Annotated in this window: 16 protein-coding genes and 6 pseudogenes; 5 read left to right on the forward strand and 17 right to left on the reverse strand. The window is 43.1% G+C overall.

Going from position 1 to position 21457, the window contains the following annotated elements:
• Nucleotides 1-83: 83 nt before the first annotated feature.
• The 4 genes and pseudogenes from rplS to rpsP form a co-directional block, all read right to left on the reverse strand.
• Nucleotides 84-476 (reverse strand): 50S ribosomal protein L19, encoded by a 393-nt coding sequence (rplS, locus tag G7Y90_RS02270; protein ID WP_045445905.1) that lies wholly within the window; start codon nucleotides 474-476, stop codon nucleotides 84-86.
• Between the two features lie 182 nt (nucleotides 477-658).
• A pseudogene (trmD, locus tag G7Y90_RS02275) lies at nucleotides 659-1422 on the reverse strand (tRNA (guanosine(37)-N1)-methyltransferase TrmD).
• Nucleotides 1423-1509: 87 nt separating this feature from the next.
• Nucleotides 1510-2043 carry a ribosome maturation factor RimM gene (rimM, locus tag G7Y90_RS02280; RefSeq protein ID WP_045445903.1) on the reverse strand — a complete coding sequence of 178 codons (534 nt, stop codon included), beginning with the start codon at nucleotides 2041-2043 and terminating at the stop codon, nucleotides 1510-1512.
• A 185-nt stretch (nucleotides 2044-2228) separates the two neighbouring features.
• Nucleotides 2229-2498, reverse strand: a complete 270-nt coding sequence (gene rpsP, locus G7Y90_RS02285) for a 30S ribosomal protein S16 (protein WP_045445900.1) — start codon at nucleotides 2496-2498, stop codon at nucleotides 2229-2231.
• A 472-nt stretch (nucleotides 2499-2970) separates the two neighbouring features.
• Between rpsP and G7Y90_RS02290 the strand changes: the two genes are divergently transcribed.
• The gene (locus G7Y90_RS02290; protein WP_250163273.1) at nucleotides 2971-4449 is read left to right on the forward strand and encodes an ATP-binding protein; all 1479 of its coding nucleotides are present in this window, start codon (nucleotides 2971-2973) and stop codon (nucleotides 4447-4449) included.
• Nucleotides 4450-4525: 76 nt separating this feature from the next.
• Here G7Y90_RS02290 and G7Y90_RS02295 read toward each other — a convergent pair whose 3' ends face one another.
• The 13 genes and pseudogenes from G7Y90_RS02295 to G7Y90_RS02355 all read right to left on the reverse strand — a co-directional run bounded on the left by G7Y90_RS02295 (nucleotide 4526) and on the right by G7Y90_RS02355 (nucleotide 17481).
• Entirely contained in the window at nucleotides 4526-4705 is a 180-nt protein-coding gene (locus G7Y90_RS02295) for a hypothetical protein (RefSeq protein ID WP_045445897.1), read from the reverse strand.
• A 200-nt stretch (nucleotides 4706-4905) separates the two neighbouring features.
• A pseudogene (locus G7Y90_RS02300) lies at nucleotides 4906-6577 on the reverse strand (ATP-binding protein).
• A 314-nt stretch (nucleotides 6578-6891) separates the two neighbouring features.
• On the reverse strand, nucleotides 6892-7608 hold the full coding sequence (locus G7Y90_RS02305) for a response regulator (protein WP_045445894.1): 717 nt from the start codon (nucleotides 7606-7608) through the stop codon (nucleotides 6892-6894).
• A 680-nt stretch (nucleotides 7609-8288) separates the two neighbouring features.
• Nucleotides 8289-8693, reverse strand: a pseudogene (locus G7Y90_RS02310) (F0F1 ATP synthase subunit epsilon); the annotation flags it as partial.
• A gap of 101 nt (nucleotides 8694-8794) precedes the next feature.
• A pseudogene (gene atpD / locus G7Y90_RS02315) lies at nucleotides 8795-10220 on the reverse strand (F0F1 ATP synthase subunit beta).
• 50 nt (nucleotides 10221-10270) lie between these two features.
• A pseudogene (atpG, locus tag G7Y90_RS02320) lies at nucleotides 10271-11148 on the reverse strand (F0F1 ATP synthase subunit gamma).
• A gap of 225 nt (nucleotides 11149-11373) precedes the next feature.
• Nucleotides 11374-12913 (reverse strand): annotated as a pseudogene (atpA, locus tag G7Y90_RS18790) (F0F1 ATP synthase subunit alpha).
• A 93-nt stretch (nucleotides 12914-13006) separates the two neighbouring features.
• Entirely contained in the window at nucleotides 13007-13630 is a 624-nt protein-coding gene (locus G7Y90_RS02330) for a F0F1 ATP synthase subunit delta (RefSeq protein WP_045445877.1), read from the reverse strand.
• Nucleotides 13631-13643: 13 nt separating this feature from the next.
• On the reverse strand, nucleotides 13644-14114 hold the full coding sequence (locus G7Y90_RS02335; RefSeq protein ID WP_045452424.1) for a F0F1 ATP synthase subunit B: 471 nt from the start codon (nucleotides 14112-14114) through the stop codon (nucleotides 13644-13646).
• Nucleotides 14115-14231: 117 nt separating this feature from the next.
• Nucleotides 14232-14477 (reverse strand): F0F1 ATP synthase subunit C, encoded by a 246-nt coding sequence (gene atpE, locus G7Y90_RS02340; RefSeq protein WP_250163274.1) that lies wholly within the window; start codon nucleotides 14475-14477, stop codon nucleotides 14232-14234.
• A gap of 33 nt (nucleotides 14478-14510) precedes the next feature.
• Nucleotides 14511-15377 carry a F0F1 ATP synthase subunit A gene (gene atpB, locus G7Y90_RS02345; RefSeq protein ID WP_055125357.1) on the reverse strand — a complete coding sequence of 289 codons (867 nt, stop codon included), beginning with the start codon at nucleotides 15375-15377 and terminating at the stop codon, nucleotides 14511-14513.
• A 684-nt stretch (nucleotides 15378-16061) separates the two neighbouring features.
• Nucleotides 16062-16460 carry an ATP synthase subunit I gene (locus tag G7Y90_RS02350; RefSeq protein WP_201560619.1) on the reverse strand — a complete coding sequence of 133 codons (399 nt, stop codon included), beginning with the start codon at nucleotides 16458-16460 and terminating at the stop codon, nucleotides 16062-16064.
• Between the two features lie 394 nt (nucleotides 16461-16854).
• Nucleotides 16855-17481 carry a metal ABC transporter solute-binding protein, Zn/Mn family gene (locus tag G7Y90_RS02355; RefSeq protein WP_250163275.1) on the reverse strand — a complete coding sequence of 209 codons (627 nt, stop codon included), beginning with the start codon at nucleotides 17479-17481 and terminating at the stop codon, nucleotides 16855-16857.
• A gap of 348 nt (nucleotides 17482-17829) precedes the next feature.
• Here G7Y90_RS02355 and G7Y90_RS02360 point away from each other — a divergent pair, with 348 nt between their 5' ends.
• From G7Y90_RS02360 to G7Y90_RS02375, 4 genes are all read left to right on the forward strand, one after another.
• Complete coding sequence (locus G7Y90_RS02360) at nucleotides 17830-18420, forward strand: Fur family transcriptional regulator (RefSeq protein WP_250163276.1); 591 nt, start codon at nucleotides 17830-17832, stop codon at nucleotides 18418-18420.
• 80 nt (nucleotides 18421-18500) lie between these two features.
• Nucleotides 18501-19298, forward strand: coding sequence for a metal ABC transporter ATP-binding protein (locus tag G7Y90_RS02365; protein WP_201560616.1), 798 nt, complete (start codon nucleotides 18501-18503; stop codon nucleotides 19296-19298).
• Between the two features lie 99 nt (nucleotides 19299-19397).
• Nucleotides 19398-20216, forward strand: coding sequence for a metal ABC transporter permease (locus G7Y90_RS02370; RefSeq protein WP_201560615.1), 819 nt, complete (start codon nucleotides 19398-19400; stop codon nucleotides 20214-20216).
• A 247-nt stretch (nucleotides 20217-20463) separates the two neighbouring features.
• The gene (locus tag G7Y90_RS02375; protein WP_201560614.1) at nucleotides 20464-21309 is read left to right on the forward strand and encodes a metallophosphoesterase; all 846 of its coding nucleotides are present in this window, start codon (nucleotides 20464-20466) and stop codon (nucleotides 21307-21309) included.
• Nucleotides 21310-21457: the final 148 nt, after the last annotated feature.

Below are 21457 nucleotides of genomic sequence, written 5' to 3' on the forward strand. Positions count from 1 at the left end.
CACTATTGCCGAATCGCATAATAGACGGTTCAGCAATAAAGCGATATTAAGCACAATGCTTAAAAGCAGATACTGGATATAATCTAAGCGTTAGCTTTTGGCTTAACAGCTTTAGGTGCACGCGGAGCAAGCTTCTCGCGGATACGTGCTGATTTACCAGAGCGCTCACGTAAGTAGTATAGTTTCGCACGGCGAACAGCACCACGGCGTTTCACTTCGATGCTATCGATGATTGGTGAATGCAATTGGAATGCACGCTCAACGCCAACACCGCTTGAGATTTTACGTACGGTAAACGCTGAGTTTAAACCGCGGTTACGTTTAGCAATTACAACGCCTTCAAAAGCCTGTAAACGCTCACGCTCACCTTCACGTACTTTTACTTGAACCACAACGGTATCGCCGGGTGCAAAGCTTGGGCGCTCAATCAATTGAGCATTTTCGATGACCTGAACCAATGGATGCTTGTTGCTCATGAGAGTTATCTCCTCACATTAGATAATAGAGGCTTGACGCATATCACCTGTTTGTAATAATGGATCGTATCTTTTTAATGAGACACAACGTAAGTGGGTTATGACAAACGGCCATTATGCTATGACTCGTTTTGTTGTTGCTCAAAATTCTGTTGCTTAACTGTTTATCTTTTTAGCCGCTATCAACGCTGTTTTTTATCTGCTTTCGCCAATGCTTTTAGCCACTTTGCTTGCTCTACCGTTGGCGTAAACGCTTGCCATAAGTCTGGACGACGCGCTTGCGTACGTTCGACTTGCTGACTAAAGCGCCACTTCGCAATATTGGCATGGTGACCTGAAAGTAACACTTCAGGCACTGCCATACCCGCAAACTCATGCGGCTTAGTATAATGTGGACAATCAAGCCATCGACGAACGAGTCTTGCTCAGCTGACTTATCATCACCCATAATATCAGGCAGACGACGTATCACACTATCCATTAGCACCATTGCTGGCAGCTCACCACCGGTAAGTACGTAATCACCAAGCGATATTTCCATGTCAACATATTGCGATAGTAGGCGCTCATCAATACCTTCGTAACGACCACATAATATAATCATGCCGTCATACTCAGTCATATCGACCACACTACTCTCACTCAGCGTCTGTCCTTGTGGCGACATATAAATCACCGGACAGTGCGCTTTGTCGACACGGCAGCCATGCTGACTTGCTCGCAGGCGCGCATCCTCAATCGCTTGAGATAATGGCTCAGCCATCATCACCATGCCAGGACCGCCACCATACGGACGTTCATCAATACGGCGATAATTATCACTGGTAAAATCACGCGGATTAATGCATTCAATCGTCACTTGTTTCTGAGTGACTGCTCGACCCGTGATTCCAAACTCACGAATCGTGGCAAACATCTCAAAAATACTAATAACGGCAAAATACATTAGGTGTCTACTTGCGCAGTGGCTAATATTGGCTAAATAAATCGGTGTTATTACTGATAAAGCTTAACCGCAAAGTTAAAACTATTATCAATAATCACTCGGCCATGCCACTAGCACTGTTTTTTCAGTCAGACTGACCTGTACTACAGTTTGCTTGTGCCATGGAATCAGGCGCTCATCGGCATCTAAGCTGTCTGAGTTTGCCGCAACCCGCATAATAGCGTGAGCGCCAGTCTCAAACATCTCAGTAATGTCGCCTAGATACTCATCCTGCTCATTTACAACGCGCAGGCTGACCAAATCCGACCAGTAATATTCATCTTCAGCGGGTTCTGGCAAGATGTCTTGCTCGACCCAAAGAGTTACCCCGTTCATAGTCTCAGCAACATTGCGATCAGGAATCTGCTCAAACTGAGCCACAATTCCTGTGCCTTGCTCACGCCAAGCCTTAACGGTTAAAGGCTTCATGCCGGTAGCGGTTTTCATCCACCAAGGTTTAATGTCAAATATCGCCGTACGATCATCTGTCTCACTAAATACCCAAAGCCAACCTTTGATGCCATAAGGCTTTTTGAGCTGACCAATTTTCATAAGGGCACTAGCGTTTGGAGCAGAAGACATAACGGCTAACCTAACAATGATGAACACAGCGAAGATAAATAAAAAGCAATTAAAAACGATAAACGCAGTTAAAAGCGATAAACAATTAATGGCGTACCTAGTTAGACCAGTTACGCTATGTTTTTTACTAAAGTCTATCGAGACTGCTTATAGACGAGCTATCAGCGTCTCAGTGACCACAAAACTTAAGCAGTTGCTTCAGTTTGCGCGACAGACTTGTTGAAAGCTTTTGCTAATGAAGCAACGCGATCTGAAGGTTGTGCACCTTTTGCGATCCACGCATTGTACGCTTCCATATTTAGGCGTACTGCTTCTTCAGACTCTTTAGCGAGTGGGTTAAAAAAGCCGATGTTTTCAATATAGCGACCGTCACGCGCGCGGCGTTGATCAGCAACAACTACTTGATAAAATGGGCGTTTCTTGGCACCGCCCCGTGCTAAACGAATAACAACCATGTGAATTCTCTCTTTCGCAGGTATACCAAAAAGGGCATAATTATATCACAGTCTTGATTTATTGAAACATAAACTGCGCTTATTTAATTATTTATTAACAATAGCTTAAATGCCCGTCGATGTAAAATACAATTGATCATCACTAATTTTTAACTGAAGATACTGCCTCTACATCATGTCCAAGTGGCTCGTTGCTGTATTATTCAGCGCTATATTACTCAGTACTATATTAGTACAAATTTGAGTATTCAATTGTTGCCTACTGTTTTAAAGCCATCCGTGTCATTCATTGATTATGCTACTCTATAACATAGTCAGCGAGTGAATGATGCTATCGCCTACTGAATTGTGTCATCGTTCAAGAGTATTAGCTATTACGCTACTCATAAGTATGGCACGTTGTTTTGAACGACAAAAAAGCACCATTTTTACACTAAACTCAATAAAGCATCTTTTAATATGTTGGATCCATATGACCACACCAAAATCGCAACCACGTCGCAAAGGGCGGTTCACGCGCTCTTACTCCAACACTTGGCTGACAACCTTGATGGTCTCTTTCATTGTTCTTATCAGTGTCAGCTTGTCGATTCTGTTTTTTTGGCGCAGTCTATATTTACCCGAGCTTAAAAACCATGCGCGTTACTTGACGAGCGAGCTGCAGTTGATGAATAGTGTCAACAAAGACTGGAAAAATCGTCCTGAAGTACGCCAATGGATTTATCAACACTCGCATGTCGTGGTAGTGAATAACCCTAATGACTTTCCAGCAGTGTCTGATAAAGCCTTTGTCGGCGTCTTCACTGATGTATTACAACGCGAAATCGGTGCGCAATTGGGTCGACCTGTCGAGGTTTATTTTAAATTCAAACCGACACCGCAGCTTTGGGTGCAAGACAGCCGTGATGACAGCTTTTGGATTCGTGAACCCGTGGTTTATTATTCACAATATAGTCCAGCATTGTTGGTGCTGTTTCTCATTGGATTGCCTATTTTATCGCTGCTGACCATTATTCTACTGGCGCGGCAATTAAATCGTCCGCTACGATATTTGCAGCGTGCCGCGACCAACTATATTCGCCTCGGTCATGCCACTACGTTGCCAACACAAAAAGGACCTACGGAGATACGTCAGGTCAACATGGCATTCAATCGTCTATTCACGACGTTAAATCAAGCACAAAAAGAGCGTACAATTATGCTTGCTGGTATCTCGCATGATCTGCGAACACCTTTAACTCGTATGCGTTTGACTGCTGAGATGCTACCTGATGACTTTTTCCGAGAGGGATTAATTTATGATATTGAAGACATGGATGCCATTTTAGAGCAGTTTATCTCGTTTATGAAAGATGGCTCCGATGAGCCAGTCAGCCTAACCAATTTGGATACCATCTTTAATGAGATCATGGTGCAATTTGCACCAATGGAGTTCATCTATCAATCAGAGTGTCACAAAGTGGTTCCTGTGCGCCCCATGTCTATCAAACGCCTTGTGATCAATCTGGTCAATAATGCCAAGCGTTATGGCAAACCGCCCATTTACCTATCAGCGACTGTTGTGCCAACTTTTATAGAAACCATTGAAGAAGAAGATAGCGATGTCGTCAGTGAAAATGTCGTCAATAGAGAAGCGCAAGAACAATTGCTGATATGTGTGCGTGACTGTGGTGATGGCGTTGCAGAAGATCAATTAGAACGTATTATGCAGCCTTTTGAACGCGGAGAGACAGCACGTACCACACAAGGCAGTGGTTTAGGTTTAGCGATTGTCGATCGTATTGCCAGATTGCATCATGGGACGGTAGAAGCCATTAACCATCCCGACGGGGGTTTACAAGTGTGTGTGCGTATTCCCCTACTTTCCAAGGTTGCTGGAGATACAACCATGGCAGCCGATACACAAAAAACGCCTATCTTTAATGACAAGACATGGAACAAAGAGGACTGATAGCTGCTGAACTGTTCATCACTAAAGCTAATAAATGGTCAAAACAATTCGCTGCGACTATTTAGTTTTATAACACCTAGTCCTTGTTTCCAATGATAGGTGGAATATATTTGGCGCTATTCGTAAACGCTAATGGCTGAGTAATATTTTCTTGCGCTGCTGTCAACGTTTGCGTCGTCGATGGCTGCTGCAAGAATAAGTAGTAGCCCAACGTTATTGCATTTAGTACCACCAAACCACCAAATAAATATGGCATCCTTTGCCCTCCTCTGATTTAAAGCTATCTTCAAACCGTTAATAATAAAAATTAACCGAAAATTCTATCTAAGGTGTATTCATTCTAAACATGAGATTGAGAACACTCCTTAGAAATTGAGCAAGTTTATTTGTCACACACTGCTTAATTGATGCCGCTATTTTTATACTAAAAAATAATGACAATCTGGTGCAATGGCATTATTTATCTTCAAAACCACGCTCGCTTTTTTCTTGCGTCAGTTCATCAGCAGCCAAAATTTGTGTCAGTGGCTTGATAGGCCACGTCATGACAAATCGTGCACCGCCAAGCTCTCGGCTCTCATCGACTTTCATACTACCATTAAAAAGGCAATGCGCGATACAATAGACAAGCCTAAACCATAGCCGCCTGAGGCGCGTGTGCGACTGTCATCTAAGCGTGAAAATGGAATAAAAACCTTTTCGCGATCTGCTTCTGGAATACCATGACCATCGTCCTCAACACTAACAAAAGCATTGCCCTTTCTGACGCCAGCACTAATGATAATCGTGGTCTCTGCATAACGTAAGGCATTGCCCGCCAAATTTTGAAACACGGTGTAAATAACGCCTATCTGCGACAGCGGTTACTTTAGCATTCGGCAGCTTGGTTACTATTTTGATAGGCTTACCCAAGGCATTGGTTTCACGCTCAATCTGCTCCAATAACTCCCTAAGATTAACTGGTTCTAAATCCAGCTTTGGCGAGCCTTCTTCTAACTTGGCGTAAGTCAAAATCTCATCAAGCCATTAAGCGCTTCGATATCTTCATCAATAAAATCACGCTGCATAAAACGCGAGTCTTCGTCATCCGTATCAGCCAGCATATCAACGGCAAAACGGATACGAGCCACCGGTGTGCGAAGCTCATGTGATACCGCTCGCGTTAATTCTCGCTGCGACTCAATAAGGCGCTTGATATGCGAGGTCATGGCATTAAAAGTCGCGGCTAAACGGGCAATTTCATCCTGCCCAATGACTTGAACTTGGCTTTCAAGATTACCTTTACTCACCTCATTGACGCCAACCTGAATCAACTGCAATTTACGCTCAAGTGGAAAAATCAACGCATACACGCCTAAGCTGATTAAAAACATGCTGATAAGAATCATACTAATAATCAGATTAAGTGGGAACCAATTGAATAATGGCACCGGACCAATCAATATCGCCATGTCATTGATTTCAGAAGGCACCACTACTCTAATAGCCGAATTACTTTTACTGCTATTGGTATCTTGTAAGGAAATAACCACTTCATCTCGGCGTAATCGTGCAAGCTGATCGGTATCTAAATCCAGTGTATTGACGGCTTTAAACTCTAAAGGAAAGAAAAACTTTTTTTCCAGTTCAGCCAAACGGGCACGCTTGTCAGATAACGTCACATAGTAAGACAAATCATCCAATAAAAACACAGCGATTGCCCGTACTTGCTGCTCAGTCACTTGCGATATTCTGGCGGTCAAAACACTTTGATTGTCTGGTAGACGATAATACACATCGGCATAGACAGGTTGCTCGGTATAACGAACGACCGTATTGCCATTTTCAAAACGCCGCAGTTCACTGGCATTAAAGTCTACTTCATCAATAGGCAAAACTTTGAATTCTGAGCCAAATAAACTACTGGCATCAGACAACCAATATTCACGCTGTTCTTCACTTTCCTGATGAGCGATACCTTCACTCACCAGATGAAAAGCCCCTGTTGCCATGTTTTCACGGTAGGATTGGACGCGCTCTTTGTTGATGGTATCCATCAACAGTTGAGCAAATAATGCCACACACAAATGAGTAGCCCAGCATAAATACGAACAAAGATACTGTGTTTTAAAGAAGAGACTAATGACATACGTGCCGTAACCAACTTAATGAATAAAAACTGCCGACATCATTCAGCAAACAAGCGCTGCGTGATAAATGATATCAAACACTGTTGAATAAAAAACCATTCTGGCTGCTGTATTTTAATTTATAACTGAGCATCACCTAAAATCCATTTACCTCATGTACATTTAGGCAGCACCCACAATAATTGCTTAATTAAACCACATAACGCTGTATTTAAGTTCAAAAATTAAAATTTAGCCACAAAAAAACCAGCCTAGTTGCTGGTTTCTTTGGCCACGCTATTGAGCAATAAGCCGTTGCCGGAGCAAAATTGACTTAGTTGCCTTCTTTAACGAACAAATACCCTTTACTACGAACGGTTTTGATACGTTTTGGATTTTCTGGATCATCACCGATTTTTGGACGAATGCGTGAGATACGAACGTCAATTGAACGATCTTGACCGTCATATTCAATACCACGTAGACGCTCAAAGATATCTTCACGCGAAAGAATTCGACCCGCATTAGAAGCAAGCAACCATAATAAGTCATATTCAGCGCTGGTGAAATCAACCAACTCATCACCTAAATTCACTGAACGACCGCCATTGTCGATGACCAGTTCACCAAATTCTAGGCGCTGTGGTACATCTTCTGATGGGGCATTTTCTGAGCGACGTAATAACGCACGAATACGTGCTAGCAAGACACGTGGCTGAGCAGGTTTAGCGACATAATCATCAGCACCCATCTCAAGACCCAGTACCTGATCCATATCTTCAGTACGCGCAGTCAGCATCAAAATAGGATTCTGATAATGCGGGCGTACTTCACGACATACCGTCAGTCCATCGCTACCAGGAAGCATGACATCAAGTACGACCAAATCTGGTTGTTCACTGACGATGCGACGAATAGCACGATTACCATCGGTTTCGATAGCGACTTCTAAACCATTTTTGACCAAGTAATCTTGAGTCAACATGGCCAGACGCTCATCATCCTCAACAATCAAAATTCGGGGGGTGTTGTCTTCTTCATTCGTTGTCATTGTTATATCCTCTAATACATCTCATTTAAAAGCAGTAAAAGTAAGAGCGGTAAAATTAATAGCACCATTAAGTGGCACAATTGATGTTGGTATAGCTGTTACAAACTTGGTAGCACAGTATACTATTAAACATACAGCTTCCTATACTATAGCTTATAGTCGTTAACAAAACCTATAAACTATACCCATTAAAACTTTAGTTTACGTCCAAAAATTATGAGCTTTATACAAATAATAGCAAGTGAAATGTTTTTTTACGACCCTTTCCTCACCTGAATTTCTATAAGTAGCCAATCTTAATGTAGCGCACAGCGATAAAATACTTGATTGATAACGATACTTGTATTCCTGTTACGTCTAATATAGCGAGATATCACCTTTGCTGCCAGTGACTTTTCATCTATTATCCCAGTATTATTTATTATCATTCGATACATGATTAGTAGATACATGTTTAGTAAATGCATAGTTCATGTATGCATAGTTAGTTAACACTCATATATAACAAAACTGGCTGTTGAGCTCGAAATTGCATCATAAATCGTGTATTTATCCTCGATCAAAAAGCATAGAATATTAAATAATAGACATAAAAAACAGCCCATAATGGACTGTTTTTTATGTCTGTGGTAAGAGTCAAAAGGAAACTCTAAAATTTTCCACAAAAAATTAAGCGCGGTTTTGTACTTACGGATAGTCTGTAGCTGTGCCACAGACTCTGCTAATGATGCTAAAGCTGCATTAGTTTGTACAGTATCCGATTGATTAACCAGCATCTGCTCAGCCTTTTTACGTGCTTCGACAATTTTGCTTTCATCAAGGTTATGTGCACGCATCGCTGTATCAGCCAATACGGTAACCATCTTCGGCTGTACTTCTAAAACACCGCCTGATACATAAATCACTTCTTCTTCACCGTTTGGTGTTTGCACTCGCATCGCACCCGGTTTTAACAAAGTAATAAGCGGTGTGTGACCTGGCAATACACCAATCTCGCCTTCGGTACCAGTAGCTATTAACATGCTAATTTCGCCTGAATACAACTCTTCACGAGCACTTACGACGCGACATTGTAACGTTGCCATACTTAACTCCTTACGATCAAAACATCAAAACTGCGAGGCGTTACTAACTGGCAAATAGACTTCTTATGGTCTATCTGCCCTTTAGCAAATGCTAACACAACTTACGCTGCAAGACATTTTTTTGCTTTAGCAACAACTTCGTCGATGCCACCAGCCATATAGAACGCTTGCTCTGGTAGGTCATCGTATTCACCCGCGATGATTGCTTTAAAGCTAGCAATGGTATCGCGTAGTGGTACATATTTACCAGGTGCGCCAGTAAAGACTTCAGCAACGTGGAATGGCTGTGACAAGAAGCGCTGAATCTTACGCGAACGATAAACGACTAGTTTATCTTCTTCTGATAACTCATCCATACCCAAGATAGCGATGATGTCTTTTAGCTCACGATAGCGCTGTAAAATTTCTTGCACGCCACGAGCAACGTTGTAATGCTCTTCGCCAATGACTAATGGATCTAGCTGACGCGAGGTTGAATCTAGCGGATCAACCGCAGGATAGATACCTTGTGAAGCAATATCACGACTCAATACAACCGTGGCATCCAAATGCGCAAACGTCGTTGCTGGTGATGGATCCGTCAAATCATCCGCAGGGACATATACTGCTTGAACTGAGGTGATAGAGCCAGACTGAGTTGAGGTAATACGCTCTTGTAGCATACCCATCTCTTCAGCAAGTGTTGGCTGATAACCAACCGCAGATGGCATACGACCAAGTAGTGCTGATACTTCAGTACCGGCTAGTGTATAACGGTAGATGTTATCAACAAACAGCAATACGTCACGACCTTTGCCAGTGGCAGGATCTTTCGTATCACGGAAGTATTCAGCCATGGTCAAACCAGACAACGCAACACGCAAGCGGTTACCCGGTGGCTCATTCATCTGGCCGTATACCATGGCAACTTTAGATTTACTAAAGTCTTCAGTGTTTACAACGCCAGCTTCTTGCATTTCGTGATAGAAATCGTTACCTTCACGAGTACGCTCACCAACACCAGCAAATACTGACAAACCTTCATGTTTTAGAGCGATGTTGTTGATCAGCTCCATCATGTTAACGGTTTTACCAACACCAGCACCACCAAACAGACCAACTTTACCACCTTTAGCAAACGGGCAAAGTAGATCGATAACTTTAATACCAGTTTAACAGCTCAGTGCTGTTTGACTGATCCGCGTAGCTTGGCGCTTCACGGTGGATAGACCATTTTTCGTCAGCTTCTACAGGACCTTCTTCATCGATAGGACGACCAAGAACATCCATGATACGGCCAAGCGTACCAATACCAACAGGCACAGCAATAGGCGCACCAGTGTTAGTGACTGTTAAGTTACGCTTTAGGCCTTCAGTTGAACCCATTGCGATAGTACGGACGATGCCATCACCTAGTTGTTGCTGTACTTCTAGGGTGGTTTCAGTACCATCTACTTGCAAGGCATCATAAATCTGAGGAACTTCACTACGGTTGAACTCAACGTCAAGAACCGCGCCAATAATCTGTACAATACGACCGCTACTCATTGCGTTCTCCTTGAACTTCTGTATATAGTGGGTTTCATAAGGGGTTTCAATTATGAAACAGCAGCAGCACCGCCAACGATTTCCGAGATTTCTCGGGTAATCGCCGCTTGACGCAGCTTGTTATAAACCAACTGTAAATCGTTAATTAGGTCACCAGCATTATCTGTCGCCGCTTTCATTGCAACCATACGTGAGGACTGCTCAGAGGCAATGTTTTCCATTACCGCTTGATACACAATCGACTCAATATAGCGGCCAAGCAACTCATCAATCAATGTTTTGATATCAGGCTCGTAGATATAATCCCAGCTCAGTTCTGTTTGAATGCCGCTCTCTTCACCAAACGCACTGTCTGGTAAAGGTACCAACTGATTGACAGTCGGCTTTTGGGTCATCGCATTAACAAACTTATTATAAACCACATAGATGCGGTCTATTTTACCGTTAGTATAATCGTCAAGCATCGCTTGAACCGGTGCGTTTATCTGCTCAAACGTTGGCTTATCACCATAATCGGTTACTGCCGAGGTCACTTTACCACCAAAGTTTTTGAAAAAACTCACACCTTTAGCGCCAATGACTGCAAACTCAGTTTGTACAGATTGATCTTGATACTGCTGGATACTCTTAGATAAAGCTTTGAATAAGTTAATATTCAAACCACCCGCCAGACCGCGATCAGAGGTAATGACAATATAGCCAACCTTATTGACTGGACGCGAGACCATATACGGATGTTTATAGTCTGATGAGGCATGCACCAAATGTGAAATAACCCGGCGCATACTATCAGCATACGGGCGACCCACTTCCATGCGCTCTTGGGCACGGCGCATTTTACTTGCCGCAACCATTTGCATAGCACGAGTAATTTTTGGGTGCTTTTAATACTGGTGACTTTGGCACGTATCTCTTTTAAGCTTGCCATAATGATTCCAATATAAGAGGGTTAAAAAGCATTGGCGCATGCGACAATTATTTAGTATATAACATCGATTTAACAAATTAATGTTATATATTTTGTGCATGACGCGATCTAATACCGTCAATGGTTAGAACAGTGGCGCTACTGTCTTAATAAAAAATACAAGACAATGCGCCACTTTATTAGCCATCAAAGACAGCCTTAACCAATTCGGCTTAACCCGTTAAATTAATAACTGTGATTTTGCTTAAAGGTCTCTAAAGATGACTTCAAACGACCTGCGATATCATCATTATAATTCGCAGTATCATCAATCTCACGCATCAATTCACTTTGCTCATCATGCATATAGCGTAAGTAAGCTTCTTCAAAAGAACCGATTTTTTCGACAGGAACGTCCGCTAAAAAGCCTTCATTCGATGCATAGATAACTGCGGCTTGCTCAGAGATAGACATCGGCTGATACTGCTTCTGCTTCATCAATTCAGTTACACGCTCACCATGATCAAGCTGTTCGCGAGTCGCATCATCAAGATCTGATGCAAACTGAGCAAAGGCAGCCAGTTCACGATACTGAGCCAGTGCAGTACGGATACCACCAGATAGCTTCTTGATGATCTTAGTCTGAGCTGCACCACCAACACGAGATACCGAGATACCAGCGTTAACTGCTGGACGGATACCTGAGTTGAATAGGCTTGATTCTAAGAAAATCTGACCATCGGTGATTGAAATCACGTTAGTCGGTACGAATGCAGACGTCACCAGCTTGGGTTTCAATAATTGGCAGTGCGGTTAAAGAACCAGTTTTACCAACCACTTCACCGTTAGTGAACTTTTCTACGTACGCCGCGTTTACGCGTGATGCACGCTCAAGTAAACGTGAATGTAAATAGAATACATCACCAGGATACGCTTCACGACCTGGCGGACGACGTAGCAATAGTGAAATTTGACGATAAGCAACGGCTTGTTTTGATAAGTCATCAAATACAATCAGTGCGTCTTCACCGCGGTCACGGAAGTATTCGCCCATCGTACAACCTGAATACGGTGCGATATACTGTAGTGCTGCTGGTTCTGACGCTGAAGCGACGACGACAGTCGTATATTCAAGGGCACCAGTTTGCTCAAGCTTGCGTACGACGTTTGCAATGGTAGAACGTTTCTGACCGATTGCGACGTATACACACTTGATACCAGATGATTTCTGCGCGATGATCGCATCGATAGCCATCGCGGTTTTACCCGTCTGACGGTCACCAATGATAAGCTCACGCTGACCACGACCAATTGGAATCATAGTATCAACGGCTTTATAACCCGTCATTACTGGTTGATCTACTGACTGACGATCAATAACGCCTGGGGCGATTTTTTCGACTTTATCAGTCATTTTGGCATCGATAGGACCTTTGCCATCAATAGGATTCCCAAGGCGTCAACAACACGGCCTAGCAGCTCAGGACCTCTGGTACTTCAAGAATACGACCAGTACATAGGCTTTTTGACCTTCTTGCAGCTTTAGGTAATCACCAAGTACTACCGCGCCGACAGAATCACGCTCTAAGTTAAGCGCCATTCCATAGATTTCGCCTTCAAAACTCAATCATTTCGCCGTACATGGCATCTTCAAGACCATGAATCTGCACGATACCGTCAGATACTTTGACAATCGTGCCTTCATTCTTTGCAGTTGCACCGCATCAAGGTCTTGAATACGCTGCTTAATCATGTTACTGATTTCCGCTGGATTCAATTGTTGCATTGCCTTGTTTCCTTTAATTTATGATAACCCGCCCACTGACTTAAATGCTCTTACTTTCACGCAGATTATAGATGACTGCGCTGGTAAATGGCATTAGGCAGTTAGCTGTGTTTTTAACTGTTGTAACTTGCCGCGCATCGAATCATCAATGATTTTGTCACCGACTTTGATGGTAGCGCCTGCCAATAGACTTGGATCGACCGACTCATGAATCACCACACTAGCATTTAACGATGCAGCAAGGCGCGTTTGAAGCATTTCACGCTGAGCGTCAGTCAATGGATAGGCAGAGGTCACGTAAGCATCAAGCTGCTTTAAGCTTATTGCCTTGTGGCGGCGATAATGCTCATAAACTTCAGGAAGCAGCGCCAGACGCTCTTGCTGCGCCAACTGCTTAATAAAATTATTGAGCGCTGGTGACACTTTAGGATAGCTAATACTATTACCATAACGAGAGCCTTTGCTCTCGCCTAGTAGCTGTTTAAAAGCAGAGTCGCTATCACCAGCCACTTGTGAGTCATAAAGATCAACCAAAGCAGCTGACTTATGCTCAGCCGTAACGGCTGGATTTTCTAGCCATGTACGGAACGCTTTGTCATTGACAATTGCACTGGCGACAAACAAGAAATTTTCCCACTCGTTTACGGCCCCGTTTTCGTTGGCATAGTCAAACGCGGCTTTAGCGTAGGGTCGTGCTAAGGTTGATAAGTCAGCCATTATATCCTCACAGTTACAGCTTTGCCGCCAGTTGGTCTAACATACTGGCATGTTTTTGCACATCGACTTTGTCTTGCAAAATCTTTTCTGCACCAAGTACAGCCAGTTCAGCAACTTGGGCACGTAATGATTCACGCGCTTGATTGATTTCTTGGTCGATAGACGCTTGCGCTTGTTGACGAATGCGCTCGCCTTCCACTTGGGCCTGCATTTTTGCATCTTCGACAAGCTGGTTGGCACTCTTGTTCGCTTGCTCGATTAAAGCAGCAGCTTTGGTCTTTGCAAGATCAAGCTCCTGCTGGACGTCTTGCTCAGCGGTCGCCAGATCTGCTTTTGCTTTTTCTGCGGCATTCAGGCCTTCAGCAATTTTACGCTGACGCTCATTGATGGCACCAATAAGTGGTGGCCACACGAATTTCATGCAGAACATCACAAAGATTGCAAAAGCAATGGCTTGACCGATGAGGGTAGAATTGATATTCACGTGATCACCTCTTTGTTAATGAAAAATCAGTTTCATTGATCATATTTGATAGCCAAACTTTGGCTATGGTTAAGATACAAACTTTGACTACCAAACATTTACAACTGAGCTTTCTGATTAACCTGCTAGAGGGTTAGCGAACAACAATAGCATAGCAATACCAACACCGATCATCGGAATAGCATCAAGAAGACCTGCTACGATGAACATACGAGTTTGCAGCTGTGAACCAAGTTCTGGCTGACGCGCAACGCCTTCTAGAAATTTACCACCAATAGCAAAACCAATACCTGTACCTAGTGCACCTAAACCGATAAGTAGTGCTACTGCGATAACTGTGTAACCACCTAATACTGGATCCATGGATGTATCCTCATTTACCTATTGAATGTCTAATTAATGTTCAGTTGATGATGCAAGTGACATATAAACTATCGTCAGCATCATAAATACGAACGCTTGAAGTGTAATAATTAAGATGTGGAAAATAGCCCACGGTACTGATAACGCCCATTGAATCCAAAACGGCATTAGAGCAATCAGTATGAAAATCAACTCACCAGCATACATGTTACCGAATAGACGCAGACCTAAAGAGATAGGTTTCGCTATCAAAGTAACAAACTCTAAGATAAAGTTGATGGGTATTAAAATAATTTGTACGATAGGGTTTTTGGCACTAAATGGATGCAGTGTTAGCTCGCCAACAAAGCCGCCCAAACCTTTTTCTTTGATACTATAGAACAGAATAAGTATAAAGACAGAAAAAGACATGCCAAGCGTAATATTAGGATCCGTCGTTGGAACGATCTTAAAGAACACATGATGTGGATCATGTCCCATCATTGCGCCGATTTGGCCAGCAATCATAGGAATAAAATCGACGGGTAGTAAATCCATCAAGTTCATTAAGAATATCCATACAAAGATAGTCAGCGCCAAAGGCGCAATCAGCTTTGAGGTACCACTATACGAATCACGAACGTTGTTATCAACGAACTCAACGATCATCTCAACCGCAGCCTGAGTTTTACCCGGCACGCCTGAAGTGACTTTTCTAGCGACCATCCAGAAGATGGCGCAGAAAACAATGCCTAGACCAATTGACCAAAGCATAGAATCAAGGTGGATGGCTTTAAAGCCCATTGCACTAGCTTCTTCAGCAGTATAGGCAACTTTCCAGCCTTCGCCCGGCAGATAGCCGTACGTCCAGTTCGTTAAGTGGTGAGAGATATAGTCTGTTGTTGTTTGCTCGCCTGCCATAATGTCAGCTTCTTATTAATCAACGATTTAATCAACTACCAAAAATATGGTTGTCATCTGATGAGGTATTAACGATCCTATTTGACCTGCTAGCAAGCCGATGGAACCATGCTAAAGCGCTCATGTAATCAATAACATCCAACCCATAGTTCTATTACTAGTGCGCAATTTGATAACTTAAGATAAATTTTAGCTATCAAAAAAGGGCTTATGATGATTCAGTAATAGCCCTTGTATATGTACGCGAAATAAATTATTATATTCTTACTTACTCCGCGTTTCCACGATCGACGCTTAATACAGCGTTCATAAGCAAAATATTTAGCTGCCTATATTAATGCAGCGTTGTATTCGTGTAAAGTCAATTATGACTTTTTTATGCACTGTATGAATAAGTTAGCTACTATTAACGTTTACTAACATAGCTTTGCGTGATTAATTAAATTGTAAGAATTTAATTAGAGGCAATACTGATAGCTAATAATTGGCTATCGACTCCATTATCACACGCTATACTCATTTAAACGCTCATATCACAGTCTTTATAATCATTGGCGCTGTCTTTAGACAGTTTTGTATGTTTTGACTTTCTTATGAAATCAGTCATAGAGAAGCTGGACGGCAGGGTGACTTGCCTAGCACTATTAAGCACTCAACTATTGATATAGTCATCGTCTATTAATGCTAGCGTATATGCCACAACATCCAACTGTGACTAATTTGCATTACCATAAAACCAATAAACAGCGCAGGCGCAGATAGGGGTTGTACGGTAATAAAAATTAGTGCAAAACCAAACACAGTCAATAGCCATTTGGCCATTTGACCTCGATATAGCTGGCTAACGATATGTTGGCGCGCGCGATATCCAGTGTACCAAAAGATAAAAAAAGCAAATACAGCTTGGGTAGCGAAACTGAGTAGCGCACCAATAGCGGCGCTTTTTGCGACAGTAAGCTCACTATGTAGCCAACTGATATCTAAAGCCCAAGCAATAATAATAAGGATAAATAATATCCACGCTTGGCGTTTGATATAGATGCCAATTTTATCTTTTTGTGTGCGTTTGGCAGGCTTGGTCATCGGTAATGCAATCCTATAGCCTTACAGCATTGGGATAAGGTGGCATATAACATCGTCGCGACACTTTTATCCGTGAACGGCTCACTCTACAGGTGTTACCTTTTAACCAAAATAAAACGCCACTTATTATAAGGGGCATACCACCGTTAAGCAAGAAAATATACCTTTTATCAGTGACCTAGCTGAATCACTCATAGACATCATAGTTACTGACCAATGGAAACACCCAAGTATGACTACATAATGGCTGCCAAAGCGTTGCAAGCCACTATGGTTAATCAGTTATTCTACGATATACATTGATAGATTTGCTGTGCCATCGTGCCAACCACTCACAAAGTCTTTACTATTGCTCATATCTTCAGGTTGCACAGTGGTTTTTACAGGCTGTAACTTAGCGAGTAGACCTTTGGCTGGTGACTTGGGCTAACCAGACACATTTGCTGGCTGGACGCTTCTCATTTAGCCAGCGTATTTGGCTGGCTCGTGGTGCCAAATGGTGGTCAGTGCTTAAACTGCCAACAAGCTTTAGGTTTGTGCTGGATTCGATGTATTGATAAGCATCATGATAGGCCCAATAAGGCTGGGTTTGCTGCTTGCCTTTAGCTTGTTTTACGAAAGATGCCACTCCCCTATCCATTCGCTGAGCAAATTTTTGCGCATTGGCCTGATAAAGTGCTTTATATTGCGGATTGGCATGGCTATGAATCACGGCAAGGGCACGAGTCATGGCTTTGGCATTATCGGGATCAAGCCATATATGTGGATCCAAGGTGCCAGCAACAGGCTTGCCTTGAACGTCACGTAGCGGATGACGATTAAAGGCATCAAATTCAAATAAGGCAATCGCATTGGGGGCGGTATTAAGGCTTGCCGCCAAGTTATTTTCTAATGGCTCACCAAACCACACGACAAATTTACTGTCCTGAATGGCTTTAATATCGCCTGGGCTGATACTGCCATGATGACCTACCTCCCCGGCCTGCAATAACTGCTTGGCGGGCGGTGAACCTTCAGTCACTGCTTGACTCAATAAAACAGTGGGTAGTTACTCACGCTGACTGTTGCCGCTTGTGCACTCACAGTAAAGATGCCTAATGCAACTATGCCCGTAATGAGCCATCGCTGTAGTATAATGGTTGAGCTTAAAAATATTTGAGAACTGAGTTCATAATAGATTCTTTAATGTATGAAAGATAAAATATAAGTGGAAACCATTTAGACGTTATTGCCGTTGTATCTGAGTGATCATCAAGGTATCAATAAATAAGCCAAGATCATTTATCTGCTCTTATTTTTAGTATGTTATACTATAACATTGTAAATTACTATAATAACAGTGCCATTTTTTTTCGTAGGAGCTTGCACCATGTCCACCAGTTTATCAGTCTGCGAACATTTACATGATGTGCAGGACTTTACGCCGCATGACGTGACCGAGCGCCTAATGGCAGCAAAAGAACAATGTCGCCTGAATGGTGCACGCTTTACCCCATTGCGCCAGCAAATATATCAATTGGTATTGGCAGCCAATAAGCCTATCGGTGCATATGATTTGATCACGCAATTGCAGCAAATGCGCTTATCAGAGCCTAATAACAATGACAGCAGCGAAGCGCTTAACTCGCAACAGCACCCAATGAAAGCTTCATCTAAAGCGCTTAGCTCTAAAAAACAATCGCCAAAAAATGTCGCGCCACCCACTGTCTATCGCAGCCTGGAGTTTCTATTGAGTGAAGGCTTGATACATCAATTGACCTCTATCAATGCTTATGTGCCCTGCTGTCACCCACGCGCCCAGCATACCGCAGCATTTTTAATCTGCGGTCAGTGTCAGCGTGTACAAGAATGTAGCAGTGTGCCCGTACAGGAAATGATGAGTTTTGCTGAGCAAGATGTTGGCTTTATTGTGGAACGCAGTGTGATTGAGCTGAGTGGTCGTTGCCAAGCGTGCCAGTAACACACCTCAACCACTGAAGCATAAGTCTTTGTCATCCACTTTTTATTTGTATTACTCATTCACTTATTGGTTGTCATACTATGAGCCTGTCTACCTCACCGTCTAATCAACCGAACTTTTCCGCTGTTGATGGCAACACCATTAATAATGCGAGTAAACTGCTGAGCCTAAGCAATATCAGCTACGATATAGGGCATCAACGCTTACTCTCACATATTGATATTGACATTGCGGTTAATGAAACAGTCAGTCTTATTGGACCCAATGGCGCTGGTAAGTCAACGTTGGTCAAACTTATTTTGGGATTGATTGAGCCAACTAAAGGGCACATTAACTCTCATCAAAAGTTACAGCTTGGCTATGTGCCGCAGCGCTTTGCTGTACCGCCGATATTGCCATTACGAGTCTGCGATTTATTGGCACAAGCGGATAAAAGGCGCTTAACGTCTGAGCAGCGTCAATTTATCTTCGATAACTTGTCATTGACGCACTTACTATCGCGACAAATGCTGCACCTGTCGGGTGGTGAGACACAAAGGGTCTTGCTCGCGCGCGCATTGTTAGACAAACCCAACTTATTGATTTTAGATGAGCCGATGCAAGGACTGGACCCTGATACTGAGGTTTGGCTCTATCAGTTTATTGATGAGCTGCCAGAGTTTTTGCGTTGTGCCATGCTGGTGGTATCGCATGATCTGCATTGGGTCATGAAAGGCAGTCGACGCGTGATTTGTCTTAACAAGCATATTTGCTGTGAGGGACAACCAAGCGAGCTTGCCATTAGTAGTGAGTTTCAAAAGCTATTTGGGCATCATTATGAGCAGCCTTATGTGCATCAACCACATGCCTGTGAGCATCACGCCCCAAGCGAACTATAATCATTAAGGCGCGTTGAACATTCACAAATATAAAATATGTCGAAGCTTGATGCATCAAACACATATCGAGCTTTATAAAAACTTTTACGGATATTTATTATGACTGCTTGGTTAGCCATCATTGCCCCCGCTTGGATCGCTGGCAGTATTTTAGCGTTACTATCAGCGCCTTTAGGTTGCTTAGTCTTGTGGCGACGCATGGCCTTTTTTGCTGATGCTTTAGCACATGGTACCTTGCTTGGCGTGGCTTTAGCAGTATGGTGGCAATTACCTATGGGCATTGGCATTGCCTTGGTCAGCGTCATGGTAGTGCTAGGGCTGGTATTAATCGATGATGAGCGCCTGCCTGTCGATGCGGTTTTGGCGGTCGTGGCGGTGTCTTTGTTATGCTTAGGTTTATTGGCTTTGACCCAGTTGACTGACCAACAAGCAAACGTACTGGGGTTTTTGTTTGGTAATTTGCTAGAGCTTGATTGGGCAGACTTGCCCTTACTTGCTGGTAGCGTGCTGGTAGGGCTCGGTCTACTCATGTATATATGGCCTGCACAAATTAAGCTTGCCACTCATGAAGCACTGGCGCGTATTCAAAGTGTTCATCCGACACGCCAGCGGCTGTTCTTCATGGGCGTATTGGCGGGATTTTGTGCGATTGCCCTGCAAGCGGTTGGTAGTTTACTAATCAGCGGTTTATTGGTATTACCAGCATTGACGGCACGTTTATGGTCATCATCGCCAAAACAAATGGTCGTTATATCGCTACTGATCGCACAGCTTGGCGTGACACTAGGCGTTTGGGGCAGCATCTGGCTAGATATTCAGACAGGACTTGCTATCGTATTAATATTAGCCATTTTATTTTTTATCGCGCTGATTTTCTCAAAGCTCAGCACTGCAAAAATTTGGTCAGCGCGCCGTTAGACACATTATCATACACATAAAGTCGCTGGTTTTTTTATCCTCTTATCCAACTTTATTTCATCAATATGATAGAGCTTTCATTGACTTTATGTTATAAACTTGCCCTAATACCATCGACATACTAGCGGCGTCAAGCCAAAAAACATATTGGTCAGACCAAAACTCATTAGTCTACTCGATGCAGGACATTTATTTATCATTCGTTTTAACAGCATCACTTGTTTCGATTCGATGAGGGACTGACCCAATGCTAAGCTATCCTGTTAATAACATTAGCACACCAGATGAACAGGTAAACATACTACAAATCACAGATTTGCATTTATCAACGCCCGTTTCTTCTAGTGTTGATGGCGATACTAACAATAGCGAAGCCACTGTCTGTCAGCAGTGCTTTGAAACAGTACTACAGCAAGCATTGAGTAGCGACATTCGCTGCGATTTGATTATCGTGACTGGCGACTTAGTCAATGAAGTCAAACCCGCTATTTACGATCATATTTTTGAGGTATTGCAAGCCACCCATATTCCTTTTGCTTGCATCGCAGGCAATCATGATGTGACGGATGAGATAGGCAGTGACTTGCCCTTCTTTGAGCGCGAACTGATTGCTCAACCTGCCGACCCGCGCTTGCTAAGCCGGCATGTCATTGAGACTGATCGTTGGCAGCTGTTGTTATTAGACTCATCCATCACGGGCAAAGTCGCGGGCGAGATAACGCCTACCGATATTGACTGGTTATACGAAAGACTCGGAGCCTGTGATAAGCCTGCGCTGATTGCTCTACATCATCATGTCATTCCCGTAGACTCTGACTGGATTGACACGCATATGGCAGAGAATAGTGAGGCCTTTTGGCAGCGCCTGTTAGGATTTGACCATCTCAAGGTCATTATCAGTGGTCATACGCACCAAGAGCAGGTTCGCCATCGTCAAGGAGTCACGGTCTATAGCACGCCATCTACTTGCTACCAGTTCAAGCCTTATGAGAATGATTTCTCCTATGATAAAAGCGTCCCGCCCGGTTACCGTTGGTTGCAATTAGCCAACAATGGAAAGGTTGCAAGCTGGGTAGAAAGACTGGATACTTGACGCCCAGATTTATTGGCAGCCATACTGATGTGAGCCCTTATATCGCAAGCTATTGACTGATATTTCTGAGTTCAGAATACAATGACTGGCACGGTAAAAACGACATGATGATGAAAAATTACTTCATTATTGTCAGAAACAATGATAC

This window comes from Psychrobacter sp. WY6 (genome assembly GCF_018448495.1).
Taxonomy (GTDB): Bacteria; Pseudomonadota; Gammaproteobacteria; order Pseudomonadales; family Moraxellaceae; genus Psychrobacter.